This is a genomic window from Xenorhabdus griffiniae, from assembly GCF_037265215.1.
GTDB classification, from domain to species: domain Bacteria; phylum Pseudomonadota; class Gammaproteobacteria; order Enterobacterales; family Enterobacteriaceae; genus Xenorhabdus; species Xenorhabdus griffiniae.
Window position 1 is genome coordinate 4,026,211 of record NZ_CP147737.1, and the last position, 26,251, is coordinate 4,052,461.

General features: G+C 40.8%; 34 protein-coding genes and 5 pseudogenes. 9 read left to right on the forward strand and 30 right to left on the reverse strand.

Annotation, left to right across the window (positions count from 1 at the left end):
• Nucleotides 1-118: 118 nt before the first annotated feature.
• Together WDV75_RS18230 and WDV75_RS18235 are read right to left on the reverse strand one after the other, a co-directional pair.
• Nucleotides 119-628, reverse strand: coding sequence for a phage regulatory CII family protein (locus tag WDV75_RS18230; protein WP_273570564.1), 510 nt, complete (start codon nucleotides 626-628; stop codon nucleotides 119-121).
• A gap of 30 nt (nucleotides 629-658) precedes the next feature.
• Nucleotides 659-922, reverse strand: a complete 264-nt coding sequence (locus WDV75_RS18235; protein WP_273570562.1) for a hypothetical protein — start codon at nucleotides 920-922, stop codon at nucleotides 659-661.
• Nucleotides 923-1,051: 129 nt separating this feature from the next.
• Between WDV75_RS18235 and WDV75_RS18240 the strand changes: the two genes are divergently transcribed.
• Nucleotides 1,052-1,630, forward strand: coding sequence for a phage repressor protein CI (locus tag WDV75_RS18240; protein WP_273570560.1), 579 nt, complete (start codon nucleotides 1,052-1,054; stop codon nucleotides 1,628-1,630).
• Nucleotides 1,630-2,655: a phage integrase gene (locus WDV75_RS18245; protein ID WP_273570558.1), complete on the forward strand. Its 1,026-nt coding sequence runs from the start codon at nucleotides 1,630-1,632 to the stop codon at nucleotides 2,653-2,655. The genes WDV75_RS18240 and WDV75_RS18245 overlap by 1 nt, the downstream gene beginning before the upstream one ends.
• 390 nt (nucleotides 2,656-3,045) lie before the next feature.
• On the opposite strand, the gene WDV75_RS18250 is transcribed toward WDV75_RS18245, so the two are convergent.
• From WDV75_RS18250 to WDV75_RS18300, 11 genes are all read right to left on the reverse strand, one after another.
• The gene (locus WDV75_RS18250; protein WP_273570556.1) at nucleotides 3,046-3,309 is read right to left on the reverse strand and encodes a helix-turn-helix domain-containing protein; all 264 of its coding nucleotides are present in this window, start codon (nucleotides 3,307-3,309) and stop codon (nucleotides 3,046-3,048) included.
• A gap of 558 nt (nucleotides 3,310-3,867) precedes the next feature.
• Nucleotides 3,868-4,548 carry a phage tail protein gene (locus WDV75_RS18255; protein WP_273570554.1) on the reverse strand — a complete coding sequence of 227 codons (681 nt, stop codon included), beginning with the start codon at nucleotides 4,546-4,548 and terminating at the stop codon, nucleotides 3,868-3,870.
• 261 nt (nucleotides 4,549-4,809) lie between these two features.
• Entirely contained in the window at nucleotides 4,810-6,471 is a 1,662-nt protein-coding gene (locus WDV75_RS18260) for a terminase large subunit (RefSeq protein ID WP_273570552.1), read from the reverse strand.
• A gap of 11 nt (nucleotides 6,472-6,482) precedes the next feature.
• The gene (locus WDV75_RS18265) at nucleotides 6,483-6,842 is read right to left on the reverse strand and encodes a phage terminase small subunit P27 family (protein WP_074019010.1); all 360 of its coding nucleotides are present in this window, start codon (nucleotides 6,840-6,842) and stop codon (nucleotides 6,483-6,485) included.
• Between the two features lie 174 nt (nucleotides 6,843-7,016).
• On the reverse strand, nucleotides 7,017-7,451 hold the full coding sequence (locus WDV75_RS18270) for an HNH endonuclease signature motif containing protein (RefSeq protein WP_273570550.1): 435 nt from the start codon (nucleotides 7,449-7,451) through the stop codon (nucleotides 7,017-7,019).
• Entirely contained in the window at nucleotides 7,451-7,753 is a 303-nt protein-coding gene (locus WDV75_RS18275; RefSeq protein WP_273570549.1) for a head-tail connector protein, read from the reverse strand. The genes WDV75_RS18270 and WDV75_RS18275 overlap by 1 nt, the downstream gene beginning before the upstream one ends.
• Complete coding sequence (locus WDV75_RS18280; protein ID WP_273570547.1) at nucleotides 7,746-8,084, reverse strand: phage head closure protein; 339 nt, start codon at nucleotides 8,082-8,084, stop codon at nucleotides 7,746-7,748. The genes WDV75_RS18275 and WDV75_RS18280 overlap by 8 nt, the downstream gene beginning before the upstream one ends.
• Nucleotides 8,081-9,298 (reverse strand): phage portal protein, encoded by a 1,218-nt coding sequence (locus WDV75_RS18285; RefSeq protein ID WP_273570545.1) that lies wholly within the window; start codon nucleotides 9,296-9,298, stop codon nucleotides 8,081-8,083. Before WDV75_RS18285 ends, WDV75_RS18280 begins: the two co-directional genes overlap by 4 nt.
• A 2-nt stretch (nucleotides 9,299-9,300) precedes the next feature.
• Complete coding sequence (locus WDV75_RS18290; RefSeq protein WP_273570543.1) at nucleotides 9,301-9,846, reverse strand: HK97 family phage prohead protease; 546 nt, start codon at nucleotides 9,844-9,846, stop codon at nucleotides 9,301-9,303.
• Nucleotides 9,843-10,382 (reverse strand): HNH endonuclease signature motif containing protein, encoded by a 540-nt coding sequence (locus WDV75_RS18295; protein ID WP_273570541.1) that lies wholly within the window; start codon nucleotides 10,380-10,382, stop codon nucleotides 9,843-9,845. The genes WDV75_RS18290 and WDV75_RS18295 overlap by 4 nt, the downstream gene beginning before the upstream one ends.
• Before the next feature lie 43 nt (nucleotides 10,383-10,425).
• Nucleotides 10,426-11,577: a phage major capsid protein gene (locus tag WDV75_RS18300; RefSeq protein ID WP_273570540.1), complete on the reverse strand. Its 1,152-nt coding sequence runs from the start codon at nucleotides 11,575-11,577 to the stop codon at nucleotides 10,426-10,428.
• Nucleotides 11,578-12,078: 501 nt separating this feature from the next.
• On the opposite strand from WDV75_RS18300, the gene WDV75_RS18305 reads away from it, so the two are divergent.
• On the forward strand, nucleotides 12,079-12,765 hold the full coding sequence (locus WDV75_RS18305; RefSeq protein ID WP_273570539.1) for a hypothetical protein: 687 nt from the start codon (nucleotides 12,079-12,081) through the stop codon (nucleotides 12,763-12,765).
• A complete protein-coding gene (locus WDV75_RS18310; RefSeq protein ID WP_273570537.1) occupies nucleotides 12,758-13,174 on the forward strand; it encodes a hypothetical protein in 417 nt (138 codons plus the stop codon). The genes WDV75_RS18305 and WDV75_RS18310 overlap by 8 nt, the downstream gene beginning before the upstream one ends.
• Here WDV75_RS18310 and WDV75_RS18315 read toward each other — a convergent pair.
• The 4 genes and pseudogenes from WDV75_RS18315 to WDV75_RS18330 all read right to left on the reverse strand — a co-directional run bounded on the left by WDV75_RS18315 (nucleotide 13,171) and on the right by WDV75_RS18330 (nucleotide 15,329).
• Nucleotides 13,171-13,650, reverse strand: coding sequence for an Hcp family type VI secretion system effector (locus tag WDV75_RS18315; RefSeq protein ID WP_187653758.1), 480 nt, complete (start codon nucleotides 13,648-13,650; stop codon nucleotides 13,171-13,173). The genes WDV75_RS18310 and WDV75_RS18315 overlap by 4 nt on opposite strands.
• Before the next feature lie 612 nt (nucleotides 13,651-14,262).
• Nucleotides 14,263-14,739 (reverse strand): annotated as a pseudogene (locus WDV75_RS18320) (primase-like DNA-binding domain-containing protein); the annotation flags it as partial.
• A gap of 21 nt (nucleotides 14,740-14,760) precedes the next feature.
• Nucleotides 14,761-14,916, reverse strand: a pseudogene (locus WDV75_RS18325) (hypothetical protein); the annotation flags it as partial.
• 2 nt (nucleotides 14,917-14,918) lie between these two features.
• Entirely contained in the window at nucleotides 14,919-15,329 is a 411-nt protein-coding gene (locus tag WDV75_RS18330) for a hypothetical protein (protein ID WP_081988972.1), read from the reverse strand.
• 182 nt (nucleotides 15,330-15,511) lie between these two features.
• Here WDV75_RS18330 and WDV75_RS22210 point away from each other — a divergent pair, with 182 nt between their 5' ends.
• Nucleotides 15,512-15,754: a toxin-antitoxin system HicB family antitoxin gene (locus tag WDV75_RS22210; RefSeq protein WP_420497538.1), complete on the forward strand. Its 243-nt coding sequence runs from the start codon at nucleotides 15,512-15,514 to the stop codon at nucleotides 15,752-15,754.
• 96 nt (nucleotides 15,755-15,850) lie between these two features.
• Here the strand turns inward: WDV75_RS22210 and WDV75_RS18340 are convergent, their stop codons facing one another.
• The 4 genes from WDV75_RS18340 to WDV75_RS18350 form a co-directional block, all read right to left on the reverse strand.
• On the reverse strand, nucleotides 15,851-16,060 hold the full coding sequence (locus WDV75_RS18340; protein WP_273570532.1) for a helix-turn-helix domain-containing protein: 210 nt from the start codon (nucleotides 16,058-16,060) through the stop codon (nucleotides 15,851-15,853).
• Nucleotides 16,061-16,272: 212 nt separating this feature from the next.
• On the reverse strand, nucleotides 16,273-16,452 hold the full coding sequence (locus WDV75_RS22215) for an HNH endonuclease (protein WP_420497540.1): 180 nt from the start codon (nucleotides 16,450-16,452) through the stop codon (nucleotides 16,273-16,275).
• Nucleotides 16,453-16,855: 403 nt separating this feature from the next.
• Nucleotides 16,856-17,170, reverse strand: a complete 315-nt coding sequence (locus tag WDV75_RS18345; protein ID WP_273570530.1) for a hypothetical protein — start codon at nucleotides 17,168-17,170, stop codon at nucleotides 16,856-16,858.
• 64 nt (nucleotides 17,171-17,234) lie between these two features.
• Nucleotides 17,235-18,635 (reverse strand): integrase family protein, encoded by a 1,401-nt coding sequence (locus WDV75_RS18350; protein WP_273570528.1) that lies wholly within the window; start codon nucleotides 18,633-18,635, stop codon nucleotides 17,235-17,237.
• Between the two features lie 373 nt (nucleotides 18,636-19,008).
• Between WDV75_RS18350 and WDV75_RS18355 the strand changes: the two genes are divergently transcribed.
• The 3 genes and pseudogenes from WDV75_RS18355 (at nucleotide 19,009) to WDV75_RS18365 (ending at nucleotide 19,647) form a co-directional block, all read left to right on the forward strand.
• Nucleotides 19,009-19,239: an IS1 family transposase gene (locus WDV75_RS18355; RefSeq protein WP_273570526.1), complete on the forward strand. Its 231-nt coding sequence runs from the start codon at nucleotides 19,009-19,011 to the stop codon at nucleotides 19,237-19,239.
• Nucleotides 19,240-19,300: 61 nt separating this feature from the next.
• Nucleotides 19,301-19,351, forward strand: a pseudogene (locus WDV75_RS18360) (hypothetical protein); the annotation flags it as partial.
• Nucleotides 19,333-19,647 carry an IS1 family transposase gene (locus WDV75_RS18365; protein WP_338861212.1) on the forward strand — a complete coding sequence of 105 codons (315 nt, stop codon included), beginning with the start codon at nucleotides 19,333-19,335 and terminating at the stop codon, nucleotides 19,645-19,647. The pseudogene WDV75_RS18360 and the gene WDV75_RS18365, both read left to right, overlap by 19 nt.
• Before the next feature lie 188 nt (nucleotides 19,648-19,835).
• Here the strand turns inward: WDV75_RS18365 and WDV75_RS18370 are convergent, their stop codons facing one another.
• From WDV75_RS18370 to WDV75_RS18395, 6 genes and pseudogenes are all read right to left on the reverse strand, one after another.
• Nucleotides 19,836-20,219 (reverse strand): hypothetical protein, encoded by a 384-nt coding sequence (locus WDV75_RS18370; RefSeq protein WP_273570524.1) that lies wholly within the window; start codon nucleotides 20,217-20,219, stop codon nucleotides 19,836-19,838.
• A gap of 2 nt (nucleotides 20,220-20,221) precedes the next feature.
• Nucleotides 20,222-20,605, reverse strand: a complete 384-nt coding sequence (locus WDV75_RS18375) for a hypothetical protein (RefSeq protein ID WP_273570522.1) — start codon at nucleotides 20,603-20,605, stop codon at nucleotides 20,222-20,224.
• Between the two features lie 173 nt (nucleotides 20,606-20,778).
• Nucleotides 20,779-21,423 carry a hypothetical protein gene (locus WDV75_RS18380; protein ID WP_273570520.1) on the reverse strand — a complete coding sequence of 215 codons (645 nt, stop codon included), beginning with the start codon at nucleotides 21,421-21,423 and terminating at the stop codon, nucleotides 20,779-20,781.
• 4 nt (nucleotides 21,424-21,427) lie between these two features.
• Complete coding sequence (gene tssD / locus WDV75_RS18385; protein ID WP_273570518.1) at nucleotides 21,428-22,171, reverse strand: Hcp family type VI secretion system effector; 744 nt, start codon at nucleotides 22,169-22,171, stop codon at nucleotides 21,428-21,430.
• Nucleotides 22,172-22,655: 484 nt separating this feature from the next.
• Nucleotides 22,656-23,171, reverse strand: a pseudogene (locus WDV75_RS18390) (primase-like DNA-binding domain-containing protein); the annotation flags it as partial.
• Nucleotides 23,172-23,271: 100 nt separating this feature from the next.
• Nucleotides 23,272-24,156, reverse strand: coding sequence for an IS982 family transposase (locus WDV75_RS18395; RefSeq protein ID WP_338860152.1), 885 nt, complete (start codon nucleotides 24,154-24,156; stop codon nucleotides 23,272-23,274).
• A 95-nt stretch (nucleotides 24,157-24,251) separates the two neighbouring features.
• Between WDV75_RS18395 and WDV75_RS18400 the strand changes: the two genes are divergently transcribed.
• Nucleotides 24,252-24,572 carry an ogr/Delta-like zinc finger family protein gene (locus WDV75_RS18400; protein ID WP_273559626.1) on the forward strand — a complete coding sequence of 107 codons (321 nt, stop codon included), beginning with the start codon at nucleotides 24,252-24,254 and terminating at the stop codon, nucleotides 24,570-24,572.
• 7 nt (nucleotides 24,573-24,579) lie between these two features.
• Here WDV75_RS18400 and WDV75_RS18405 read toward each other — a convergent pair whose 3' ends face one another.
• From WDV75_RS18405 to WDV75_RS18415, 3 genes and pseudogenes are all read right to left on the reverse strand, one after another.
• On the reverse strand, nucleotides 24,580-24,834 hold the full coding sequence (locus tag WDV75_RS18405) for a hypothetical protein (protein ID WP_273559532.1): 255 nt from the start codon (nucleotides 24,832-24,834) through the stop codon (nucleotides 24,580-24,582).
• Nucleotides 24,835-25,147: 313 nt separating this feature from the next.
• Nucleotides 25,148-25,306 (reverse strand): hypothetical protein, encoded by a 159-nt coding sequence (locus tag WDV75_RS18410; protein WP_273559534.1) that lies wholly within the window; start codon nucleotides 25,304-25,306, stop codon nucleotides 25,148-25,150.
• A 118-nt stretch (nucleotides 25,307-25,424) separates the two neighbouring features.
• Nucleotides 25,425-25,980: pseudogene (locus WDV75_RS18415) on the reverse strand (phage major capsid protein); the annotation flags it as partial.
• Nucleotides 25,981-26,251: the final 271 nt, after the last annotated feature.

The following is a 26,251-nucleotide window of genomic DNA, read 5'->3' on the forward strand; positions in this document are numbered from 1 at the left end:
ATAAGCAACGGAGCATAAGACAATCGGGAAAATAAATCCGTCACCTGACTTTGTATGAAACGACTTACTACTTAACCTGTACTGGTGCTGCTGTTGCTTTAATGCGTTCATGCTCACCTCAGACTAACGATGCTCCCATCCCTGCCATTGCATCAACTGCTGAACTCAATGCAGGGTTTGAGTGCAATCTTGATGAAATCGTGACACCTGCCAACGTTAATAACCTCACTGCGTTATTAACCGTCTTCTTAAACTCCGCGACACGGGTCTGGTTAAGATGCCCACCCGAAACAGCTTCACTTGCCAGCTTGCCCACTTCTGCCGTAGCACCTAATAAGTAACCTGGCATGTTGGCATCACAAACTTCATTCACCGGCACAGAGGGCTGACACTGTAATTGCTCCAGCAGACCATCCAAAAGGGAAGCATCTTCTGTCGCATCGGTTAACTTTATTAAGTCAACACAAGCCAGCATGTGGGGCTGCTCAGGGTTCAATTTATTTCGCAGCATTTGCGGCGTCATGCCGATGCTTTCGGCAATTTGTACTAAGCTACCTCTATGCGCATTGGAGAACGCACGACACGCATTATCAAAGTGGGGTTGTTTGGATACTTGATAATCAAACATGTTTCACCCTTATGATTCACATAAAATGAATTAATTGCCAATAACGATTTGAAAACGTGCATGTCCGAACGCTTCACGCATTTGTTCTTCTTTCCAGCGTGCGTAATAAACACGGATTGGACCACCCGCTCTTTTATTGCCTTTGCGGATAACACGTTTTTCTATTGGTACACGAGGATTATCGCCAGTAGTCCAGCGGTAGGCGGTACGTTCAGAAATACCCTCAAGTTCTGCAAATTCTTGGAGAGAGACGATAGGAGCAGGTATTTTAATGATTGCGGTTTCAGAAGCCATATTGCATTATTCCCATTTTGACATAGTTTGCAATTGATGCACCTTTGTTTGCCAACTTGTGACATCAATTACGTTCATTTACACAAACTATATCTCCATATTGAGTAACTGTAAATAGGTTTTATCGAAATGAGAATTGATTCTTTAGGATGGAGCAACATAGATGTACTGGATCGAATCTGCATGGCGTATGGGTTTTCTCAAAAAATTCAATTAGCTAACCACTTCGATATTGCATCCAGTTCTCTGTCTAACAGATATACTCGTGGCGCTATTTCTTATGACTTTGCAGCACATTGCGCATTAGAGACAGGGGCAAGTCTTAAATGGTTATTGACAGGAGAGGGGCAGCAATTCGATGGAAAATCTTCACCAGTAGATATCAAAAGACTCGAGGCTTTCACATTAAGTGAAGAAATCCTCAAAATCGAAGGCTCTCTCGGTATCGATGGTTATTTCTTTTCGAAACCCTTATCCAAAGGAATAGCTGTTCGTACTGATGGAAAACTCTATTTTATCGATAAAGCGTCATCGCTGTCCGACGGTATGTGGTTGGTCGATATTGAAGGGGCTATTAGCATTAGAGAATTAACTAAACTACCAGGTAAAAGATTGCATGTAACAGGTGGAAAAGTACCTTTTGAATGTAGCATTGATGATATAAAAACATTGGGTCGTGTTGTGGGTATATATAGTGAGATTAATTAATGACCGTTCGTAAAAACCCAACAGGTGGATGGATTTGCGAACTTTACCCTAATGGGGCAAAAGGCAAACGTATTAGGAAGAAATTCGCGACCAAAGGCGAAGCCTTAGCTTTCGAACAGTACACGGTGCAAAACCCGTGGCAGGAAGAAAAAGAAGACAGGCGAACCTTAAAAGAACTGATTGATGCTTGGTATAGCGCTCATGGCATCACACTTAAAGATGGCCTTAAGCGTCAACTGACAATGCATCATGCTTTCGATTGCATGGGTGAACCATTAGCCAGAGATTTTGATGCACAGATGTTTTCTCGCTACAGAGAAAAAAGACTCAAAGGGGAATATGCCCGTACAAATCGGGTTAAAGAAGTTTCACCCCGCACGCTTAACCTTGAACTGTCTTATTTTCGTGCGGTATTCAATGAACTTAATCGCCTCGGTGAATGGAAAGCAGAAAACCCTTTAAAAAATATGCGCCCTTTCCGCACTGAAGAAATAGAAATGGCATGGCTTACTCAAGAACAGATAGCACTGCTTCTTGCAGAATGTAAGCGCCATGATCATTCTGACTTAGAAACCGTTGTTAGAATATGCCTTGCTACTGGTGCGAGATGGTCAGAAGCAGAAGGTCTGCGTAAAAGTCAGCTTGCAAAATACAAAGTGACTTATACGAATACAAAAGGCAGAAAGAATCGAACGATACCTATCAGCAAAGAGCTTTATGATTCTCTTCCTAATGATAAAAAAGGCAAGCTCTTTACCGATTGTTATGGCGCATTCCGTTCTGCTTTAGAAAGAACAGGAATTGAATTACCCGCAGGCCAATTAACTCACGTTCTAAGGCATACTTTTGCCAGTCACTTTATGATGAACGGAGGAAATATACTCGTGTTACAGCGTGTACTTGGTCACACTGATATCAAAATGACGATGCGATATGCACACTTTGCACCTGACCATTTAGAGGATGCAGTTAGGTTAAATCCGCTAGCGATGAATGGCGATAGAGTGGCGGTAGAGGTGGCGTAGATTGGCTTTTGAATGATCTTTGCGGTCAATGTATGTCAATGATAAATAAAATAAACTATTGATTCTTGGTAATTCTGGTAGGTACTCATAATCGCTTGGTCGCTGGTTCAAGTCCAGCAGGGGCCACCAGATTTATCAAGGGGTTGCATCAACAGTGCGACCCCTTAGTTTTTTCTAGGATACCCATAGGATACCTTCTGGCAGTAGCGTGAGGTATAACTGATTAACACTCCTACGGTAATGAGCCGTTGTCGTATTTCTCTCTGTGATACTTATCACATCACTTGAAAATACGATGTTTGCCTTTCTTCTTCCCTAATCGCCACTTGAAATGCAAAACGCCATGATTTCTAAAATGGCAAAATTTGAATCTCAAGAACTGATAAGTAATTATTTCAGTGGATTATTACGAGCATGACGCTCAATTAACTGACCATAAGAATCAAAATAGCGACTCGGCCAGATTTCTGAGGGATGTATTTCGAGATAGTTAGCAATGATCCATTCGCCTTTCGGCCACGGACGACTGAGAGTATTTGCTAGTGTAGATGAACTGAGTCCTGCTTCACGGGAAACAGCCGCTAAGGTTGTTCCACGTTTACGTAATGCAGCAATAATATCGGCTTGATGCCAGTCTTTTTTTATATCAATCATTCCTGCTACCCCTTCCATTAATTGAACATTGATGGTGGCAATTCAGACAGGGTTAGCACTACTGGGAGCTACCTTCCAGCGAGGCCGAAGCCTCCCCTGCCTGAATCGCCATTGAATGGGCGATAGCAGACACACTGGTAGAAACCTCCTACCAGTGATAGCTCTTTGCAAGGGTGCTAATCCTTGACCATTGGATTTTGCCAATGGCGGGGCTACTTTAACTGATTGGTTTATCGGACTCAATAAGCGAATCAGTATAAACGCTTAACTTTTTGCGTTATATCTTATTAAGCGCGTTAAGGTGCTACTACTGTTCTTCACTCAAGATAAATATCTGCTCTGTATTCAGGCCATTGGAAGCTTTTTAGGCCTGTTACTATTCGGTTGGAGATGAAGAGCCTATGATATTCTGAAGGATATTGGTTAGACATCCATGTCTAGATTGGTATGTGATCGGTAGTAGTGATATTTGAAAATATACACTGTTATAAAAAAACACCAATACGAATCAGTATGATATTTATTCAATTATGGTAAGAGAAATTCATCTCTATAAGACTAATATCCGATAGCTATATATTGCACTCGGGAACCTGACCAATTTCCCAGCGAGTCGTGAACAACAATTAAAAACTCTTCTTTAGATCTAATTTCAGCAGATATACCTTGTCCCCAATCACCACCTCTAACATAATTACCAGTTACAACAAAGCATTTGTTTTTAAATGGAATTGAGAATTTACGCACGTCTATTGTACTTGTTGAACCGATTACAACCCCCCACTGAATCATTAATCCACTAGGAAGCATTTGATACCCAGATTCATTAAGTTTCGCATCAAAACTGTTCATATCTGGTACTTGGTTTGGTCCATTCCCTACGGCTCTATAAACTAATTCAGATAAACCAAGATTCTTTACAAACTCCGCTTTATCCGGGATATCTGCCCCGTTCTGCTTCTTCTCTAAATAGAGATTTGAGTTATTATTGAGGGCGTTTTGGTTGGCTATATTAGCTAGATCATATGCTTTTTTAACAGCTTTAGATGTTGCGACGGTTATTTCACTGTCACTATCTGTTTCATTACTTAGTGTAACAAATCCCGGTTCTGCCTGAGTTGCGTAAGGATGATTTCGGCTCTGGGCGTGTTCTTTGATCGCGTCCTTCACATATTCGCGAGTTGGTACAACTACAACGTTATCTTCTAGGATTTTTGATTCAGGCTTTTTATCTTGCATATTTATTCCCTCATTTAATCAACAATACAGATTGCTAAATAACATGAAGGCGGTGAGATACTTCTCCGCCAGTGAACATCAATAAAATTGGTTCATCAATATTGGAGAGTACGACTTGATTTAATTTAGTGGATGAGTTGCATGTTTTGTTGGCAGGATGACATAAAATAATAGATGGTAAATTAATAAAATTTATCCAGTGACTGACAAAATTCAGTGAAGTAAAGGTAAGATATCTCACCTCCTGAGCATTTGTTTTTCTTAAACCCCATCAAAGATATCCAGCCTCTGCTTCTGTTTTTCACTTAAGCTAAATGCAAACTCTTCATGATCGACTTGCCATGTGCCAAAACTCATCAGGAACGCAATAGCCGGATCTATCTTATTCGCTGATTTATTCTTGTTCGGTTTGATATTGGCGTTCGCGTCCGTTTCCATCACCACATTGGACATCGCCCACGCCAGCACCGGATCGCCATTGTGACGAATAATTTTGCGGTTAACAAAGACTTCGGCGGATTTGGCTACGGGACTATACCGCATATAAGTTTGCGGGAACGGCTCAACATCTAAGCCTGCCCCCTGTAATTGCGTTCGTAGGTGTGTGGCGTTCCATGTATCGAAGCCCACCAGTTTGATATCAAAGTGCTGGCTGTCTTTGAGAATGTCATCACGGATACGGTCATAATCAATACAATCGCCGGTCGTGGTACGTATCCAGCCCATTTGTGCCCATTGGCGATACACTGCCCGATTCTTATTGGCCGGATTCTGTAACTGAGCTTCCGGCAAGTAATGGCGGGTCAGTAATAACAGTTCATTATCCACGGGGAACGTGTAACAGATACTGGTGATATCCCCCGTTGAAGATAAATCTAACCCAGCGTAGCATTCCAAACCTTTGAGGTCGTTTTCATCATAATCTGTCTGGCAGGCTTTCCAAGCCCCTTCGCCCATCCACGGCGTTTCACCCTGACACCAGATATTAAAGCGTTTGGTTAACATCTCTGTCCATTGTGAGGGAATGCCGCGGGCTTTCTGTATCGTGTCATGCAGTGCGGCGCTGTCTACTGAGACATCCAGATTGGGATTGGCCTTTATCCAAAGGGCTTCATCATCAATCTCGTTTTCGTCGTCCAGTTCGTAGATCAGGGCAAACAGGGATTCATTTTGTTCTTCACCCTCCAATATCTGACAGCAATAATCATAGTGCTGTTTACAGGCGGATATCACGTTACTGCCCGCTGTGGTAATGGCAAACAGGATACCTTCGGGACGGGCACCCATCCCCAGCTCAAGGGCAGAGTAAACCGCGTTATCCGGGTGCAAATGATATTCATCGACAATGGCGAGGCTGGGGTTCGTGCCCTCAATGGTGGCGGCTTTGGCGGCCAGTGGCTTTAACAGGCTGTTGCTCTTGGTATAAGTCACTTTGTGTTGCTGAATGGATACCCGTTTCTTGAGTGGTTTTGATAACAGGCACATCTGGCGGGCATCATCAAACACAATGCGCGCCTGATCACGGCTCACAGCGGCGGTATAGATATCCTGCTGCCCGTTCTCCATCACCAGAAACCAGTTAGCCAGTATCGCGGCTACCGTGGATTTGGCATTTTTGCGCGGCACCTGAATGTAAGCACTGCGGTATTTGCGGCGACCGGTGGCCTTCACTTTGAAGCCGAACAGGTTAGCAAAGGCGAATTGCTGCCACGGCTCAAGCATGATGGGTTTACCGCGCAAGTGCCCTTTGACGTGCGGGCAGAGACGGGCAAAGCCAATAAAACGCGCTACGACTTCGGTATCGAACACATAAAGCGGGTTATTCCGGTCATTATAATAGCGTTTCACGGCCTGTTTTACGCGCTTACAGGCCGGAATTGTGCCGTTTTCGATATCAAAAGCGTACTGTTCCCATGCGTTCATCGGGGTATCACTCAGGCCATCAGCACATCTAAATCGTCGGGTTCATCGCTTTCTACCGGATTTCGGCGGCGGGATACCGGATCAAAGCCCAACAGTGAGGACATTTTTATCATGATTTTTTCGGCATCGGCCTTCGCTTTCAGTGATGGGTTACTGGTCGCTGCACCGCGTGAACCTTCCACTGCGAACCCGCGCACTTCAATGTCTTCAACGGCTTTACGGTAAATCGCATAGTTGACGCAATAGAGTTCTAAGTTGTTCCAGTCCGCCGGGCTGAGATCTTCCCGTTCATTGAGGATTTTGGCTTTCGATTTCCATTGCTGCGCGGCGATATCATTTAAATACTCAGGGGGTTTGGGTGCTCTTGCCATAATAGATTGTTTCCTATGAAGTTACTGCTATTGAAAAAAGTACCGTGCATAAAAATTGGAGGAGGCGGGCGGTTCCTCTGAGAGGGGCATTTGTCATTTTTTACTCCCCCACCCTAATCATTTCATTTGAAACTGTTTTTCGTGCAATGAATATCAAATCGTGATGTGACTGTTTCATTCTGCAACTAACCAGCCTCGATGCCTGGCCGCTTTTGCTTCCAGTTCCCGATACTCACCGTTCTTGCGCTTCTGCTTGGTGATGGGATCTGTCTGCACGGTCTTACAGTTATGGCAACCATGACACAGGGCTTGATGGTTGGATTCAGGCCAGAACAGCACATCACTGTCACCGTCTATCGGGATAATGTGATCCACGATGGTTGCAGGTGTGTAGGTACTGGCTTTCAGGCAAATCACACATAAGGGATTCGCTTTCAAATACATCAACCGATATTTACCCCATCGGTTGCTATAACCGCGTGCTGTTCGGGTTCCTCGCTTACTGTCCTGCTGTCGTCTGGCTTCCCGTTTGTGCTGCTCACAGCGACCAGACGTTACCCGCTCACGACAACTCGGATAAGTACAGCGTTTTAATGGTTGCCACGGCATCAGTAGACTCCTACATCACGATAGACAGACCACAGGGATTTAATGGTAAAAGGCACCTCTTTAAGTTCTGCTTCCGTTTCCATCGCCCGATTCTCATACAGCAAGCCGATATAGAGTAAGCAGCCCACTTTAATAGCAGGGCTGAATACCAAGCCTTCACCAAATCGTTTACCGATATGTTGCTGGCAAACTTCCAATGCAGCCCCGGCATAGCCCTTAAGCAGTTCATCTTCAAGCGTATTGCTTTCGTCTATCCGGCAATGTTGTTTGATTTCATTCAGGGGGATTTCGATATCAGGCATATTTCACACCTCCCTTGCAAAGCAGTTCTAACTGAGTTCGTTTCGGATCGGGAATAACCATCACAATGTCGAAAAATTGACCTTGAGTACTGTCACCCTGATAGAAGATACGATTTGCGGTGGTGATATCAGCACGGTAACGCAGCCAGATACGCACGGTGGCTTCGGTGAACACTGCACCAGAGGCGAGCAATTCCCGCCCGTTAATGTGCCTGATCTCCGCCCAGACGGTCGCGACATCCTGCCATTCCTGCATACGTTGACCTGACGGTAATTTGATCTGGGTGAAGTTCTGCAATGTAATGCGATGTCTTAATGCTCCTGCTCTCATTCCTTGCCCTCCGGTTGTTTCTTCACTTCTACCGTTTGCTTCCATGCCTGACTGAATTCATCGCCCCCTTCACGGGGGGATAAGCCTTCCCGTTCACGGGCTTCATTCGGGCACATCACACCGGATTTAATCGCCGTCTCATAACTCTGGAAGCGTTCTTTCGGATTGGCGCGAAGCAGGTCAGCGGTATCAAATTCGACTTGGTAGCGAATGCCTCTTGTTGGTGATGTCATCAGCAAGGCCGATTTGATTTGTTGCTCAAAGTTGGCAAGCCACGGGCGCATGGTAATAATCAGAAAAGCGCGGGACGCTTCGCTAAAGTTGCTGTAGGTACTGTTTGAGTACTCTTGCAGGAAGATAGGGCTGACATTGAACATCCGGGCAATATCTTCAATCGTGAAGCGACGAGAGGCCAGCCATTCGGCATCTTGGTTGCTCATGCCTAATTGCTGGTATTCCATCCCGCCCTCAAGAATGGGCGTTTTGCCAGCATTACGGGCACCTTTGTAACGTTCGAGGGCTTCCAGTGCCTTATTGCCCTTGAGTCCATCCAGCCAGTCAGCGGATTTAATCACGCCCGCCGCCATCATGCCCTCTTTCATAATGCTTGCGCCGTGGCGCTGTTGTGCCAGCCCTAAGCCCAATGTCTCACGGCAAATAGTGACAGGTGAGCGACCTAAAAAGCCATCTTCGGTGGCATAGCGTAAATGCAACACTTCTTCTTGCAGATAGGTTTTCACTTTGCCGCTATAAGGTTCGGTGATGGTATAGGTGAATCGGTGATCGGATAGCCGTTGTGCTACCACCGCCGACGGCGGGTAAGGGTGTAAGGATTGCGGCTGACCATCCCGCCCCCAGACTATCACGGCATAGGCATTACCATTGAGTAAGCAATGACGCATCAGGGTGCGCTTAAACTGAAAAGGCGTCTGGCAGTCATTCGGGCATTCATTGAGCAAATAATCTACGGGGTGATCACTGAGCCATTCACGGGACTCTTTGCCGTTCTGGTGCCGAACCCGATACAGGTAACAAGGCATGGTCGCCACGGCTTCACTAATCACCGTGACGGCATTCATCACCGCGGGCAGGCCTTCGGCTGTCGAGGGTGAAACATGCTCACCCGATTTGGTGTTAGATGTGCCTGCCAGAGAAAGAAAATCATCAATGGTCATGCTGCGCGTTTCTGGGGCTTTTCGCTTAAAAGGCCACATAGTTACACCTCGGACAGTTGCAGCCAGTAATGACGCAAATCAGCATTGTTGGGCTTGACTGCGTTTAATGAGCGCTTGGCAATCTCAACACTGCTTGTCGGATAGGCCGGAATGCTGGTCAGACTGATTTCCCTAAGCTCTGCTACCAGAACAGTTCTGATATAGGGTTCTTGACCGACATCCCATTGATCTTTGATTGCCCTGAATCCAAAGCTAACGCCTTCTATGTCGCCCCGATTAATCATGGTGAGCGCATCACGCCCCAATTGCGTATCAGGTAACACCAGTTCAAAGCGTAACCCGGTATCGTCTGCACTCACGGTCAGCGTTTTAGATGTTGTTCTACCCAGCAATGAAGCATGGTCGTGTTCCCACAAGAAACGAATATCTGCATTATTAGTTAAACAGGCAGCAAAGGCGCTTTTATCGAATCGTTCAATAAATTCACCAAACAGCAATTGTGAATTATCCATCCAGCGCACGGCGTAACCGGTGATCTTTTTCTCATTAATTGAAAAGTCAGCCGTTCTTAATTCAATATCATTCATTGTGCTATCCCGTGATTTTTATGGAAACCATACTTCTTTTTCTCCATTTCATAAGATTGGTGAGCATCATGAGGTGTGTCATAACAACCAATATGCTTCCTGCCTTGTGGTGATTGAATCTGTGCTTTCCATCGTTTTCCGTGACGAGTTACACCGACATAGCCAGAAGTGTTTGTATTTTTTAGTTTCAAGTTTTTAATATTTTCTTGATGGGTAACCAGTCGTAGGTTCTTCATTCGATTATCAGTTCTGTCATGATTGATATGATCGACCTGTAAGCCAGTTTCTATAACTCCGTAATGAAGCACCCAAATTATTCGATGTTGCTTATATTTTTTGCCATCAAGGGTGACACCTAAGTAGCCGCCAGTATTTTTAGCTAAACTTACTTTCTTACCTGAGAATTTATGATTGAATATTCGCCAGCCTTTCAATGAGGAAAAATGGCACTGAGGCCTCTCTTTCCAACTCAGCTCGCCATTTTTTTCGTCGTAGTTAAAACATTCATTGAGATAGCTTTTTGTGATTAGCTTCATCTATGGACTCCAAGACTAAAAAGGGGCGTTGTGCCCCTCTTGCTTATTTACTGGCTGTTTTCACTTCCAGTACTTTGATGGCGTTGGAGTCCACCAGCCCACCGCCTAAATATTTGTCGGAGTGCACCTTATAAAATCCTGGCTCGGTGATATTGTCAGGGCGGGTACGGGTGCCGGTTTCATGGTCAACAATGAAGTAACCGCGTTTGAAGTCGCCCAGACCAATGAGGCTATCGGGCATAAATTCAAGATAATGGACAGGCAAGCCCAGCAGCATATCAGGATCACCGGCTTGCAGACGTTCGCGCCAGATATAATCCCCGTTACCGTTTTTCAGCTTCTGCACTTGGGCGGCTGTTGTGGAGTTCATTACCCACACTGCATTTTTGCGGTATTTGTTCCTGAGCAGGAATTTAAGGTCAATCAGGCTATCGGCTTCCAGTTTGGTTGCTTCCAGCTTTTGCAGGGTGCCAAAAGTGCGTACCTTATCGGCTTGGGTATCACGGGGATAAGACAGGAAGCCTTTTGCTTTTTTGCTGCCATCACCACTCACAAGATCCGTTTCTTCGGTATCCACAAAGGTGTCTGCAATTTCTGAGGTTAGCCAGCCTAAAATATCTACATCGCTAAAATCGATGATTTCTTGGGTAGTCTTAGGGTAGGCATAGATAGGAAACAGTTTGATGCTGACTTCTTCCATCTTCGGTGTCACCGTCTCACCGCGTGCCTTGCCTTCTTCCCCGTGGGCTACAACGGCGCCACCGACCGAAACAAGTTGTTTATATTCGTTGCTGCGTGTGGTCTTGATTGTACAGATTCGGCGCATGACCGACTCATCCGCCAGTTGCTGCATGATCTGCTTGTTCAGTTCCGGGATAACGGTATAGCCGCCCTCTGAGGGTACGCCCGTAGACAAGGTGCGGGTTTCTCCGGTCAGAATATAGTGGCGCAGTTCGTCATTGCTGAGTGTTTCATTGGCAGGCTGTTTTTTTGCCCGATTGCGTTCTTCATCAGACAGCGCCTCATAACGGGCGATTTCAGCATTGAGTACATCAGATTGGCTGCGCAATTCGTCGAACTGTTTCTCTTCATCTGTGGTCAGGGAGCGCTTTTCGTCTTCGGCTCTGGTCAGCAACGAGCGCATTTGTTGGGTTAAATCGGCTTTTTGCTGGCGTAATTCGAGTAATTTTTTCATGTGCTTTTGATTTATTTATTTTTCCAATAAATAATTTTTTAACACTATGAAAAGTAATGAAAGGATTCTGACTCTGTTGAGTAAGCACACAACTACCATTTCACACCTAATTTAGAAATTAATTTTGTGTAAGATATTTTTACTTAGGCAGTAATAATGTAATTAAATTTTACCAATATTAATGAATGTTTTATTATTGGAAAGTAAATATTAGGTAATAATGCAAAGCTAGTAGTTTTTGAAAATTACAATCACCATTTGAAATTAGTCTTATTTAATATTTTTGATACAGACTGATGCTTAGAGTGAATTTATATTTAAAATACGTCACTTACTAAAAAGTGAGATTGGGATTTACTAATCTACTATGTAATTATATTATCTATACTCTATAGAAACTTATTGTTTGGTGTCAGGTAATAAAACAGTAACTTAATAATTTTGCGTATTATCATATATCTAAAATTTTATGGCGTACTTAACTAAATTACAGGAGTTTTCATGAGTAGTAGAAGTGATGTAATAGAAGGACGGTTAGTTTATACCGAAAAATTAGGGTGGGTAGATACTGGGCATTCAAAAGGTAATGATGCCAGAATGTTAATGGCTGCTATAAATTCAGGTGATGATACTAAAGAATCATACTTTACCATTAAATACACACAATACATGGGTCTTGGATTAAAATATGGCACATCTAAAATAACAAGATGGAGGGTTAGAAGAGGATTATCTTTAAATGATAAAAAGAGAGTTGCACTTACTATTATGATGTATACCACTCATCTATTTGAAGCGCATCAAGATTCATTTCCCTTTAATTGGTATACAGATAGTGGGTACAGTGGTGAGGATTTGGTTTCAAATCTACTTGGTTTTTATCAGGCTATAAATGGAATTGATTATTTACCTCAGCTTCAATCTATAAGTAAAGAAGATGCACTAAAAAGATGGGATTATTATGGCGCTATAGGAAAGTATAAAAATAAAATGTTTAAGCCTTTATTGTTCCCTGATCCCAAAAAATACCCTAATAATGCTAGACCATATTATTCTTCTTTGCCTACATTTCTTAATACTATATCACCGATCACTGATATAGATAGGAGTCATTTGCTAATACATATTGAAGATAGAACAGGATATAACATACATGCAGTAAGAGATGTGGGGATTGAACTTGAATAAGATTATTAAAATTACATTTATAGCTCTGTTTTTTTTAGGGCTGATTTTTACTATCCCTATTTTATTTGTAGATAACCATTTTTCATATACAAAAAATGACTTTATTAGGTATAATTTATTTACCTTTGATGAAGTTAAAAACATTCCTATCATTTCAAATGATTATATCATATCCTATGACTCACCAGATGGTGTAAAACCAATGGCTAATTCAATTCTATTTTCAAATGTAAATCCAAATAGTAAAGTAGAATTAATAAATTATATTGAAAAATTAGGTTATATAAAAGATATAAACGCATATTGGAATACAAATGGAAGCGAATCTTGGAGTAAAGGGAATTTGTTTATACAGATAAAACAAAATGATACTGACCGTACCATTTTGTTTTTAGTTGAGAAGAATTAAAATACATTCTCTTCTCTTATACTGTAGCCTGATGTGCCAGCGATGTGATGTGTCCATGTTATGCTATCATATGAAATTGTTATACTTTCATATGGTTGCATATCATTATGGCTTAGTGAATTAGGATAATGGCTGGAGATGTTTTTTATAGTGGCATTCGTTAATTTGATAGAGTAAAATTTTTCTAATCCCCCGGCTGAACTATTCCTATATATATCAAGAAGACAGTCTAAATGCTCATTATTTGATATTGAAACTCCTAATAATGGCGATGATTTATCTATTGGCTTTGTTATTATTATAGGTTGGTGATTTACATTCTGTTCTCTACTGATATCGTGATCTATAGAGTAAACCAATATTTTATCTTTATTTTCTTCTTGATATTTATTACCTATTGAATCATAGGTTGAACAACCTGCTGATATCAACCCTTGCTTTTTGCCGTTTAAGGTCATGTAAATAATGTTAGCCATTTCCTTTCCTTATGTTTGTTATTTATTCAATCCGAAATATATAACTATTCTCTTGTTTGTCAATAGCCGCATTCATAATTTACTATAAAACAAAATGACAATGATAAAAAATATAACTTAGAAATCAAAAACACTATAACTTAACAAGAGTTATATATTACTTTGAGTGATTTTGATAATTATTATATGAAATAATATTTTTCCAGATAGTTCTTAGTGAGTTATTTAAACTGATAATTTTAATTATGTGTTGATGTATATCAAGACATAAAAATATTTTTATGCGCTAATTACTCTCTTAAACAAGAACAATGATCACTTAAAATTAGGAAATTTAGTCTTCCTACCAGAGATAGCCCCCTATAAATCTTTTTCATCCTCTCAGTTATGCACCCTGTGCGCAATCCTCTGAAAGCCTTGCTACATCTGGATTTACGGTAATTAATATAATATTCATTCACTGTACCCTCTGTTCACCCCCTTTTTTTACACTAATGAAGAGAATGTATAGTTGATGTATAGCTAAGAAATAACTATACATCTATTATTTTCTTTTAAATACAGATAGATATTTAAAATGGTGCATAGAATGCAGACTTAAACCCAAAAGTTTTATAGAGAGGATTTAAAGCCTCGGCACTCAGGCACTGACGGCAGCCACTCTTCGGCTTCTTCGGACAACTCAACGTTATAAGAATAACCTTTCTTGGTTCGCACTTTCCGATACTCTTTTTTATACTCCAGCATAATTTTGGGAAGAGATTCGCCGAACTTGGTCAGTGTGAGCGGGCGTTCAAAGCCGTGCGCTTCCATAAAAGAAAGATAAGCATGATATAAATACATTCTCGGTGCCCGTGGACTGATATTCTTAGTGCCCATCTTCATCCCAGTTGCATCATTGACAGCGACCAGATAACCGCAAAAGCGATACAACGGATCGGAATTGCTTTTTACCGTTAACGCCTCGTTAGAATCGCGTTGCGCCTGTAGCAGCTTTTTAGCCTCGTTCTGGTCGGCAAATTCGTTTAATAAATGGCGGATAATAATGGGCAGTTCCCGACTGATTTTCTCCGGTAAGTGTGGATCTTTAATAAAATGAAAGCGGTCAGTACCGCCGCAAATCGGGCAAGCGCCGTGTTTGCCTTTTGCCGGAACATCAACACCACAAGCAGGCAACAGGCTTTGCCAGTGATTGATGGCTGATGTTTTCACTGTTCGAATCACATCTAACGGGCGGCTGTTCTGATTATTATTTCCCTGACTCATGATCACTCATCCTCGCCATTAACCGCTGCATAGAGCGAATAGTAAACTTCCTGATTAATATCACAGGCTAGCGACAGCAAATCGTGTAACTCTTCCGAACAGTGTTGGCTTGCCTGTTCAAGAATGACCTCATATAAAGAGGTACATAAACCCGCACGAAATGAAGCCTGACCTAATGGATCGGATTTTCTGTATACAATGCAATTAACTAATTTATTCACTGGATTCTGTGGGGCATATTTCGACAGGTCGCGATAAACCTCCTGATGAATGCCGTGTGCCAATGCAATCAGGTTATTTAAATTGATTTCACAGCGTTCATCTTTGGCTTTTTGGGTAATGAATGTGAAAAGTGAAATACCCAGACCAGCACGATATAGCGCCTGTTTCAGTGAGATAGGGTTATTACTCATGGTATGCCCCCTGAACGGAGGTCAAGCACATAGGGAAGATTTTAGGCAAACAGACTTTGCCCTTTCTGGTTAGAAAGGTATATTGATACATAGCTACCTCGATACTGTTATTATCGTTGGTTGTTAGCCCTCGTTCAGTGTTGGTAGCACTGTTCGGGGGCGTTGATTTTATAGGTTTTACCATGTTAAGGTGGTCACCTATTAAAGATAAAACTAATTCAATAGGTGGTCACTTGTCAACAATAAAACGAGACAAAAGCCCGAAAGGTGATGGGCAATCCCCACAATTTAGAATGCGTATAACTCCAGAACTGAAAGAACAGTTTGAAGATGCAGCCCTAAAATCAGGAATGAGCCTAGCTAATTGGCTTAAAACTTTGGGACGTAATGAACTAGAACGATTAGGAATTAAACCTAAAGGCTGAGCTGAATAAATTTTATTAATTCGGTTCATAGGTCTTTTATCCTAAAAATTAATTATTTCGAAGGTGACTTTTGCAATGTCACCTTTTATTTTTTTATTAGGCTGTCTGAACACGGCGAGTTGAAACCAAATAACCATCAAGATCTGATTTTAAATAAATAACTTTACGGCCTACCTTATGATATGGAATTTTTTCTTTTCCGGTATATGCCCAATTAGCGAGAGTTTGAGCAGTAACACCAAGATAAGCAGCGGCTTCTGCTCTGGTGAATTTATCTAAAATTGCTGAGGTAGGATGTGTTTTCATTTTTATCACTATGTATTATTGATTATCAGTAGTGATAGATTACTTATAACTAACTATTAAAAATAGTAGTCCATTTTGTATAAAATCTTATACAGAAATCGCCACGATCTTGTATATTGATTGCTACTAATTAAAAAAATAGGTAAATGTAAACTAAAACAATCTGATTGACATTTACCTAATCAAAATTCAGAATAATAATTCTGTAAAATTTATCTTTTTTGGTTAATTATTTTGGATAAATCTTTAATTGAAATCATCGGTTCTTTTCTATGTATCATTCTATGACAGTTAGAGCAAACTATTGCTAAATCAGATAGTTCATTTCTAGTTTCACCATCACTTTTATGTAATGGATTTAAATGATGGACTTCACAAAAATTCTCACCAATGTCACCATAAAACTCAAAAAAATTAAAATCACAAACTTCACATCTTAGAACGCCTTTCTCATCTAAAACGCTTTTTTCTTTTTCTTAACAAGGTCGTAGTTTCTTTCTCTTATAATATGAGATCGTAAACGTGGATTACCTTCAATTCCAAAATAATCTAGATCAATATCTGGAATGTTATTATCTACTTTTCTACCATAAATTAAGTCGAGAACTTTTTTAACATGTTCTTCACTCTCAGGCTTATCTGCATACCAAATAAGGCTTTGCCCAATCCCTCCTTCTACTTTTCTAGGTATTAGCAGAGTGCGTTTTTCAACAGGTAATAAAAAAGCATCATCCCATAATGCCTTTATACGAAATATATTTATATCGTTTCTTTTCTGCTTTTCAGAGGGAGTATCTAATTCCTGTGGTTCACGATATACAGTTGCATTTTTATACCAACCAACAACAACCGTTCCGCCACGTTCATGGCGGGCGAGCCAAACAACTGTGATATTATCAATTTTGTTATCAGATTTACCAGCCCTAGCCTCTCTATATTAATGTTACCCGGTGATTGAACATATCCATAGACAAAACCATTCACATTAGTGAAATTACAGACTTCAAGCCCTATGTTCTCTTCATTATAAGAGCCACCATCTCGAAGAGAATCACCATCAATTCCATCATATTGATTCATCCAACCAGTATTACAAAAAATAATCGTCATATATGCCTCTAGTATATTTGATAGATATAGCTAAACAAATTATTTTAATATTTCTTGTATTTTTCTATTCGGATAATTGAAAAAGAATTCTTCTTTTATCTTCTTCATTCATTCCAGACAGCATAGAAATAATTTTTTGATCTAATGCTTTTGTATTCTCCATCAGGCCAGCATGTTCCAGTATAGCTTGCTCAATTTTTTTAGCCGGCTCTTGCAATTCGTCAGCGCCAAAATGCAGATAGCCCTGAGTTACATCAGCACTGCGAAATGTCCGATGATTCAATAGCCGTTTTAAAATATAGCTACCGACTCCATTTAATTCAGCAATTGTACCAAATGTACGGCGGGCATCATGCCATTTGAAAGGTATAGGCTTGAGCATATCCAAATTTGGCTCAGGAACAGTAGCAGCGCTGATACGAGAAATAATGTGGCGACATTCTTTGATAACACCTTTCCGACCGGGGAAAACAAGTTTTTGTTCTCCTTGCTTCATCGTTAAGCGACGACGAAATAAATTCCTTAAAGTGTCAGTAATAGGAAGCTCAAGCGGATCACCATTTTTGGTGGTTTCTATCCAGAAATAACGACCGCCCATGTTTACACGTTCCCAAGTAAGGTTAAAAATCTCTGCTTGGCGTAATCCAGTAAACATAGCCATTTCAACCGCATCACATACAGCCGCTGCGATATCATCTCTTTCATTTTCCGCTTTTACCCGCACAATCGTTATAGCACTGAACCAGCGCTCAAGTTCATGTGTGCGAATACGCTCTATTTTTCTGACTGTGCCATGCCATTTACATTTTGTGCTCAAAACTGCTGTAGGCGGCTCAGGTAGCAAAACTTTTTCTTCCTCATCTCGATAATGGTCATGTGCGAAACGATAAACAGCCCTTAATGCTCTCGCCCATAAGTCAGCTTGTGCTTTGCTACCACTTCCTACACCCTTACGCAAGGTTGCTTTATTAGCTCCAAACCAAACCGTACCATCGGTGATAGCTTTGTGCCTAAGTTCGACACGTTCCCTATTTATTGATACGAGTGATTGTTGCATCCAATCACCAGAAAAGTTTGTGAGTATGGAGCGATATTGATTAGCTGTAGAGGGCTTTAACCGATGCCCTCGATTCGAAATATAAGTTTCTATAACATCCGATAATGTCACTGTGGTTTTTTTACTGACACGTTTAATCACATTTGGATTCTGGCCTGTAGTAGCGACTTCACCAAGAACTTCTAATGCCTTTGCTCTTGCATTATCAATTGTAAGATCAGGAAAACGCCCCAATGTGGCACGGATAAATTTTCCATTTCTCTTTCTGGAGATGCAAAAACTTTTAACACCGCTAATGCCAATACGAATACGTAACCCGTTTACCAGTGTGTCCCCATATTCAACTTGCCCACGTTTTGCGGGTGGTAAGCTCTCTAATTTAGCTTTCGTAAATTTGAAAGTTTCCACGTCTTCCCTCTTTATATTAAAAAGTGAAATTCCACTTTTCTGTGTTTACCAAGCGATTAGAGTATCCTGTGAATCGTTTTCAAGTTCTAGGATACCTATAGGATGCCATAGACAGGTATTTTAGGTTATTTCTGGTTATTTATACAGTTGTTTAATTGTTCATAATTAATTGAAAATTAAGAATAAGTATAAATGAGTAGAGCGTTAATTCCCGCCTCATAATCGCTTGGTCGCTGGTTCAAGTCCAGCAGGGGCCACCAGATTTATCAAGGGGTTGCATCAAAAGTGCAACCCCTTAGTTTTTTCTAGGATACCGTCACGTATTCAACCTGTTGATGATTGCGTATAATCGCCATTTTTTCGGAGAAATCACATGGCGACTGTTGAAGTAAAATGTCGGTTTTGTCAGCAAACTGAATACGTCAAAAAGCATGGCAAAGGTGAGGCCGGACATCAACGCTATCGTTGTTTCTCCTGCAAACGAACCTTCCAACTGGATTACGCTTATCGCGCCTGCCAAGCGGGTATAAAAGAACACTTTATTGATCTTGCCATGAATAATGCGGTTGTCCGTGTTTTAAAAAACTTAAACCACGAGGCGTAACGACACTCCCACTGGATAATGTCAACGTTCAACTCATGTGTGAAGTTGATGAAGTGGGGTCATTTGTCGGGATAAAAAATGCCAACGTTGGTTATGGTATGCCTGGGAGCCTCGTCTAAAACGCATCATCGCTCATACGTTTGGAGCGAGAAGCAAAAAAACACTCAAGAAACGCTGGCTTCGTTCAATGTTGTTTTCTGGTGTACAGATAATTTCAAGGCTGACAATCTATTACCCAAAAGCCAGCATCTTGTCGGAAAAACCTTCACTCAACGTATTGAGCGGGAGAATTTGACATTGCGCAACCGACTTAAGCGACTCAATCGTAAGACGTTGGGTTATTCGAAGTCACCGGAAATGCATGATAAAGTCATCGGGACTTTCATTGAACGTGAATACGATGTTTAACACAAATCAACGGATTGAATACGTGACGACCCCAAATTCGAAGAGATGCATGACAAAGTGATAGGGACATTTATTGAGCGTGAAAACTATATTTAATAAATAATCTAACTATTCAATACATGACCTTCTGTTGAGCAAGCATACAAATATAGAAATGGCGATGTGAATCGCCATTCTAATAATAAAAATCATTCCTTCACTTTTATTGTGTAGGCCTTATTAAATTTACCTACTTTTGTAAACATATTACCATAAACACCACCAGATATTTTTATAGTTATTTCTCCAGCATGTATAGGCGTTCCTTGAATCTGAATACGGCTATAGTCTTTTTCTGTTGCTGGCAAAACAGGGGTTGTATAATCGCTAGGATTCCATGTTAGACCTGAGTTTGAAGGTGTTATTTTGGCTGAAAAACCCATATCTATAACACCCGGTATATTTATTATTTCATTATATGGAACTCCTACCTGAGCATCTTTTAAATAGTTTCCATCGGGATAAATGGAAACAGTTTTTCCTGTACAAGCAGAAACAAGTAAGATAGATATAATGAAAAAAATCTTTCTCATTTTTATTTTATTGGTTTAAAAACCAACCCTCCAAATGTATGTTTTAAAAAATAATTTAAATCATTATTAGGTTTAACCCGCTCACTAATCCCTCCCCAAGTAAACATATTTAAATTAACTATTTCATTTTCACTATCTAGATTTATTGACTTTCCTTTTGAGCTAACTTCACCTTCCCATACAATCCAATGATTTTTACCTGAAGTTTCACCAACTGATCCTTTTAGCATTCCAACCGATATTAAACTTACAACAATATATCCTTTTCTTATATAATTGTTTAAAGTTATTATATCATTGATATTACTATGGGAAAAAACACTTATATTATCAAAAATTTTCTCATAACCTGCTTTCTCAAACCATTCGGTTAATTTCCCCCACATTGTAACTCCAGCTGTTTCAGCTTCAACTTGATTATAGCTAAAAATAGCATTTTCTGAGTCTCTTAAGCTCGCTAATGTTATCCAATCTAAACCTGAAATTGTTGGTTCTTCATTATTATAGAAAGAACCGCTAGGGTGGCGGCAACCATCACCCGGTTTAATTTCTAATCTACCTATTTTAGTCTTGCCATATTTCCATAACTCACGGGCAGATTGCTCATAAATATCTGGCCTATCCTTCTGTAAGCAATAAAAAAATGCCGCAGGGCCACATAAACTAGCCCATCCTTGTCTTGGATAAGTTTTTTTGCAATTCTATCCTGAATTTCCGATTCAATTTTACTTTTTTCAAATGGATCTTTTTCGTGGCCAACTGGATATTCTTTTGCAATAAACACCCTTTCAGGAATAGACAGTTTTAATTCAACAGTATTATCACCTTCGCTGACAGGTTTTGTTTCGATCGTGCTTTCAAAATAACAGGCATTTTCACGTTTGTTATCCGAACAGGCTTTACCTGCTACAAATTCACCAAGCGTATACATTTTTTTAAACGGGGTTTGCAATGCCTGTGTTGTATTCGAACCATGCTTACGGTAAAGCATGATTTGCATAATATACATGACTGAAAGATCATCATCTGTTTCCTGAGTAATATGTTTTTGAGTTTCATAATTACTCTGTAATTGCGCTTTTTCAACATCCAATAATATATGATGATTTCCTTTTGCATCCTGACGAAAAATAATTAAATCGTAAAGTAAGTTTTCAACAGGTACATTCGATTTAATTTGGGTGTAAACGGTATAAGTTGGCATGGTATTAATCCTTTAAAATATGAAATTCAAGTTTCTTTTTGTCATCAGTGAGATGCCATTGGGTATAACCTTGTTTATCCGTCTTTCCTTCTTTTATCTGTCCATCCGGCAGGCAAACCCGATACTTGCATTCGGTTAAAAGATTGCCGTCATCATCCACACAACGATAGCGGGCATGATGTTTAGCGGGTTTTACCGGAGTCTCTTCAACCAGCGGCTTCTTAAGTGGCTTAACATTCGAGAACCCAGACAATAGTGGCCTGCCTTCTTCACGCCTGGATAATTGCGTAATGCTATAACCCGATGTGCCCGCGGTAAGATGTCTGCATGAAATAGACTTATAATCAATCTGCACTGTTTCATACGGGATCTGGTCATTACTGTCTATCAAATGGGGATAATGACAGGAAAAATCAACAATGGTTGCCTCTGTTAGTTTGATTTCATAAAAGGCTTCTAATTGTCCTAACTGGCTGGTGCGATAGCACAAAAAAACAGCTTCTAACAATTCGTTACCATCAATTGCCATCGCTAAGAGCGGCGAGGATTTATCAATAGGCTTGGTAAAGCTAACGGGGTGATGATGTGCGTTCTGATCGCGGCTCACTGAATGACTGATACTCAATATCTGTATTTCGTTTTCCCGACCTGCCTGATAGCGGTTTCCAATGGACTCAGGCGTTGAGCACCCGGCTGAGATTAATCCCTGTTTCTTGCCTTTGAGTGACAAGTAAATAATATGCGACATCTTGTCCCCTGTGATTTGGCTTCCGAAAGTACCGAATAAATGAAGCAAAATACAACAGGATTATTTATCTATTCCAGCTTGAGTGAAAGCGCAGCAATGAATTTGTGATTAATCTCTGTTTTTAAAGTAAATCAGAAGATTACATCACTTAAATTTCTGGTAGCACCAAATCAGGCTGATATCGTATTTTACATCTTTTGATTTATCAGGCTCTTATTTACCTGCCAGAGATACCCCCCTATAAATCTTTTTTGCCTTCTCAACTATACACCTTCTGCACATTCCTTCGAAAACCTTGCTACATCTGGGTTTGCAGCAATTAACACCGTATTCATCAACTGTATCCCCCGTACACCCTTTTAAATGATGTAGAGTATGTATACTTGGTGCACAGTTAAAAGATAACTATACACCTGTTATTTTTCCTTAAATACAGTCAGATAATTAAATAGGTGCATAGTGTGTATACTTCAATGCAAAAGTTTTATAGTACGGACTCAAAGCTATTACGCTCAGGTACAGACGGCAGCCATTCTTCTGCTTCTGCTGATAATTCAACACAATACGAGTAACCTTTCTTGGTGCGTACTTTTCGATATTCCTTGCAGTACTCCAGCATGATTTTAGGCAGTGATGCGCCAAACTTGGTCAGCGTGAGCGGGCGCTCAAAACCGTGTGCTTCCATATAAGACAAATAAGCGTGATACAAATACAGCCTCGGTACACGTGGGCTGATGTTCTTATTTCCCATCTTCTTCATCCCAGCCGAGTTATTGACAGAAACCAGATAACCGCAAAAGCGGTACAACGGATCAGAATTGCTTTTCACCGTTAACGCCTCGTTAGAGTCGCGTTGCGCCTGTAGCAGCTTTTTAGCCTTCTTCTGGTCGGCAAATTCCGTTAATAGATGGCGGATAATGACAGGCTGTTCCCGGCTGATTTTCTCCGGTAATTGTGGGTCTTTCTCAGATTCTTTGACCGGAATATTAAACGGGAATATATCCCCGTGCAAAATATGTTTATAAATGCGATCAGAAATATTACATATCCGTTTTAAGCAAGATAACGTGATTTCAGGTAAAGAATGAACATATTTAACCTCAGCTTCGTTTAAAAATAGCGATATCATTATCCCGTAAATTCAAGCTCGGTTTTTTAGGTTGGAATGTATAAGCAATGAGACCTGCGGCGATTTCCAGCAGAAAACCGAGCGGACTACGATGTCTTGAATGCTCTATCTGAGAAATATTTTTGAGCTGATCAATGACCGTTTCTATCAAAAATCGTCTTCTTAACATCAACCTATCCCAGAGCGATAACGCTTTGGCTTTCATGTTGCTACGGACATTCGTAATTAACGTAACGCCTTCCGCTTCCAGCTCATCGCATAAAGCCTGTGATAAATACCCTTTATCGCCATATAAACATCCCGTTAACCCTCTTGCCAATGCTTTGACAGGGTGACGATCATCCTGATTTCCTGCGGTTAATTTTACGGCCAAAAGTTCACCGCAATCATTGATAACCAGATGAAGTTTAAAACCATAGAACCCGCCTGTACTGGTTTTTCCTCGTTGTGCCATTCCCTCAAATACGCGATGACGGGGGATCCGAAGATGGTGACAAATGGCAATTTTGGTGGAATCAATAAAAGCGATCCCTTGAGTTTTCGCTTTACGTGACGAAAGAAAAGCGCATAAAGGAATCAGTGCCCTTTTCTTCAGGGTGAGGATACGGGTATAGCTGACTAATCCGGGAAAATCTGCGGTAAGATATTGTTTTACACGTTTATTATAAAACGTTTTAAAATCACGATAATGGCTCATATGAAATAAAATAAGGATCATCATGACTTCGCTGAGCGAAAGGGAAGCTTCGCGGTGCCGTTGACGTAATCCGTTTTCAATGAGCTGTTGATGCCAGAGAGGAATAAATTTTTGGCAAAAGTCATCGACGCAGCAGTAAAGTTCTTCTAAATTAGACATGCCTGAGGATCTCCACGATTTTGTTTTATTTAGCAAAAACTTTGATCGTGCCTCAGGCACTTTAGTTCCCTTCTTAAGCGAAGCTCAGGTTAAAAATGGAAAAATCGCGTAAATTCGAGACATTAGGAATGAGGAACATCCGCGTATTAAAAATCATCTGCCCTGAGTGCGACGCTAAGGCCATCATTCGTAAAACCAACCGGATGCATCGCGAGATTGCTGATATGTATTGTTCATGCCCTGATGTTGAGTGCGGCCATATTCTTATGATGAACCTGACGTTCTCGCACACCATCAGCCCCAGCGCGAAAACGGGGAATATTTTGCTGCGAAATGTGATTAATAACCTCAGTTCGCAGCAACTCCAGATGGCGTTAGACTTGCTGCAAGCCAGTGCAGCACGATTTCAGTTTTAAGGAACCACTAAGTTATTTGAGCTTCCAGATCACTTTTAACCTGCTTAATCAACTCACCAAGCCAAAACAGGGCAATCTGCCTGTCATTATCATTTAAATATTCCGAACCTCCCATTTTGCAAATTAATTCAATACGTTCTAAAAGAACGGAGGTGTTTAAAGCGTCTAACATTTTATCCCTACTATTTGAAATACCACACTCAAAATACTGTATATATAAACAGGCTACAATTAATATAATTGCTCTCTGAATTAATTGCATTAGGCAATATCTTATTGTGTGACTTACTCGATATTTCTAGAATTTTTCACTAAAAACATAACACAAATTGATTTTTTATTGGGAAAAAAACTTTTAAATCAATAAGTAATATCAGGTGACAGCTCAACGTGTTTAATGTGTTTTTTACCCTTTGTTAACGTACTCAGATTGCTAATCCTCTGCTGTAACTTGTCGCGGCGTACTTCCTATTATCGTTCCGAGTCCATAGGAATAAAATGCCATTCATCCATAACTTAAAGGGCTGCCCACCAATGCTGATTCTTCCGCCCATGATTAAGGACTTCGCAATAAATCAGCTGAAATCCATACCAATGGAGTCTGCATAATCAATGATTTTCTCAATGAGTCCGTCACTACTGCCAGACCGTACCAGACCCCCTCGAACAGTTATTGGCGGTGCGGAAGCACCGCTAACACCCACCTCTGCTATCATTTCGGCCAACTTCGGCACAATCTTCCAGCTCTTGAGCCTCGTGAAAATTGGGGTACCGTCTGGCAGTAGCGTGAGGTATAACTGATTAACACCGCTACTGTAATGAGCCGTTGTCTTATTTCTCTCTATGGTGTTTATCCAAATCGCTAAAATCGATAATTTTCTGTGTGGTTTTAGAATAGGCATAAATCGGAAACAGCTTGATGCTCACTTCTTCCACTTTCGGCGTGGCAGTCTCACTACGTGCCTGACCTTCTTCCCCGAGAGCCACCGCCGACCAAAACAAGCTGCTTATATTCGTTGCTGCACGTGGTTTTGATGGTACAAATCCAGCGCATGACGGACCCATCAGCCAGTCGCTGCATGATTTGTTTATTCAACTCAGGGATAACGGTATAGCCGCCATCAGCCGGAACGCCTGTAGACAATGAGCGTGTTTCGCTGGTCAGAATATAATTGCGTAGCTCGTTATTGCTGAGCCTATCGCAGGCAGATGTATTCTTGGCCTGACTTCGTTCCTCATCGGATAACACTTCATAACGGGCAATTCGGTACTGAGAGTGCAGTTCGTCGAACTGTTTAGCTTCATCCGTAGTTAAAGCGCGTTTTCCTTCTTCCGCTTTGGTGAGTAATAAGCGCATTTGCTGAGTTAAATCAGCTTTTGGTTGGCGTAATTCGAGTAATTTTTTCATGGTGTTTTTCAGAGTAGTTATTATTTCAGTAAATAAACTTTTAACATCATGAAAATAATAAGGAAGAATTCTGCCTCTGTTGAAGAGGCACACACTTTGTATGCCATATCTACACAATCTGGTAATTAATTCTATATACCAATCTAACTTCAAGATGCGTGTGATTTTATTATATACGTTCAATATATGGGGAAAGGTCTCAGCTATGGAATAGCTATAAAAACAAAATTGAAAGAAAGGAGAAGGTTATCTTTTCCTTATAATATTCCCT

Bases quoted from the DNA above. Each gene is read 5' to 3' on its own strand.
- WDV75_RS18230 (WP_273570564.1), bottom strand. From the start codon at position 628: ATGTTTGATTATCAAGTATCCAAACAACCCCACTTTGATAATGCGTGT.
- WDV75_RS18235 (WP_273570562.1), bottom strand. From the start codon at position 922: ATGGCTTCTGAAACCGCAATCATTAAAATACCTGCTCCTATCGTCTCT.
- WDV75_RS18240 (WP_273570560.1), top strand. From the start codon at position 1,052: ATGAGAATTGATTCTTTAGGATGGAGCAACATAGATGTACTGGATCGA.
- WDV75_RS18245 (WP_273570558.1), top strand. From the start codon at position 1,630: ATGACCGTTCGTAAAAACCCAACAGGTGGATGGATTTGCGAACTTTAC.
- WDV75_RS18250 (WP_273570556.1), bottom strand. From the start codon at position 3,309: ATGATTGATATAAAAAAAGACTGGCATCAAGCCGATATTATTGCTGCA.
- WDV75_RS18255 (WP_273570554.1), bottom strand. From the start codon at position 4,548: ATGCAAGATAAAAAGCCTGAATCAAAAATCCTAGAAGATAACGTTGTA.
- WDV75_RS18260 (WP_273570552.1), bottom strand. From the start codon at position 6,471: ATGAACGCATGGGAACAGTACGCTTTTGATATCGAAAACGGCACAATT.
- WDV75_RS18265 (WP_074019010.1), bottom strand. From the start codon at position 6,842: ATGGCAAGAGCACCCAAACCCCCTGAGTATTTAAATGATATCGCCGCG.
- WDV75_RS18270 (WP_273570550.1), bottom strand. From the start codon at position 7,451: ATGCCGTGGCAACCATTAAAACGCTGTACTTATCCGAGTTGTCGTGAG.
- WDV75_RS18275 (WP_273570549.1), bottom strand. From the start codon at position 7,753: ATGCCTGATATCGAAATCCCCCTGAATGAAATCAAACAACATTGCCGG.
- WDV75_RS18280 (WP_273570547.1), bottom strand. From the start codon at position 8,084: ATGAGAGCAGGAGCATTAAGACATCGCATTACATTGCAGAACTTCACC.
- WDV75_RS18285 (WP_273570545.1), bottom strand. From the start codon at position 9,298: ATGTGGCCTTTTAAGCGAAAAGCCCCAGAAACGCGCAGCATGACCATT.
- WDV75_RS18290 (WP_273570543.1), bottom strand. From the start codon at position 9,846: ATGAATGATATTGAATTAAGAACGGCTGACTTTTCAATTAATGAGAAA.
- WDV75_RS18295 (WP_273570541.1), bottom strand. From the start codon at position 10,382: ATGAAGCTAATCACAAAAAGCTATCTCAATGAATGTTTTAACTACGAC.
- WDV75_RS18300 (WP_273570540.1), bottom strand. From the start codon at position 11,577: ATGAAAAAATTACTCGAATTACGCCAGCAAAAAGCCGATTTAACCCAA.
- WDV75_RS18305 (WP_273570539.1), top strand. From the start codon at position 12,079: ATGAGTAGTAGAAGTGATGTAATAGAAGGACGGTTAGTTTATACCGAA.
- WDV75_RS18315 (WP_187653758.1), bottom strand. From the start codon at position 13,650: ATGGCTAACATTATTTACATGACCTTAAACGGCAAAAAGCAAGGGTTG.
- WDV75_RS18330 (WP_081988972.1), bottom strand. From the start codon at position 15,329: ATGAGTAATAACCCTATCTCACTGAAACAGGCGCTATATCGTGCTGGT.
- WDV75_RS22210 (WP_420497538.1), top strand. From the start codon at position 15,512: ATGTTAAGGTGGTCACCTATTAAAGATAAAACTAATTCAATAGGTGGT.
- WDV75_RS18340 (WP_273570532.1), bottom strand. From the start codon at position 16,060: ATGAAAACACATCCTACCTCAGCAATTTTAGATAAATTCACCAGAGCA.
- WDV75_RS18345 (WP_273570530.1), bottom strand. From the start codon at position 17,170: ATGACGATTATTTTTTGTAATACTGGTTGGATGAATCAATATGATGGA.
- WDV75_RS18355 (WP_273570526.1), top strand. From the start codon at position 19,009: ATGGCGACTGTTGAAGTAAAATGTCGGTTTTGTCAGCAAACTGAATAC.
- WDV75_RS18365 (WP_338861212.1), top strand. From the start codon at position 19,333: ATGGTATGCCTGGGAGCCTCGTCTAAAACGCATCATCGCTCATACGTT.
- WDV75_RS18370 (WP_273570524.1), bottom strand. From the start codon at position 20,219: ATGAGAAAGATTTTTTTCATTATATCTATCTTACTTGTTTCTGCTTGT.
- WDV75_RS18375 (WP_273570522.1), bottom strand. From the start codon at position 20,605: ATGTGGGGGAAATTAACCGAATGGTTTGAGAAAGCAGGTTATGAGAAA.
- WDV75_RS18380 (WP_273570520.1), bottom strand. From the start codon at position 21,423: ATGCCAACTTATACCGTTTACACCCAAATTAAATCGAATGTACCTGTT.
- tssD (WP_273570518.1), bottom strand. From the start codon at position 22,171: ATGTCGCATATTATTTACTTGTCACTCAAAGGCAAGAAACAGGGATTA.
- WDV75_RS18395 (WP_338860152.1), bottom strand. From the start codon at position 24,156: ATGTCTAATTTAGAAGAACTTTACTGCTGCGTCGATGACTTTTGCCAA.
- WDV75_RS18400 (WP_273559626.1), top strand. From the start codon at position 24,252: ATGGAAAAATCGCGTAAATTCGAGACATTAGGAATGAGGAACATCCGC.
- WDV75_RS18405 (WP_273559532.1), bottom strand. From the start codon at position 24,834: ATGCAATTAATTCAGAGAGCAATTATATTAATTGTAGCCTGTTTATAT.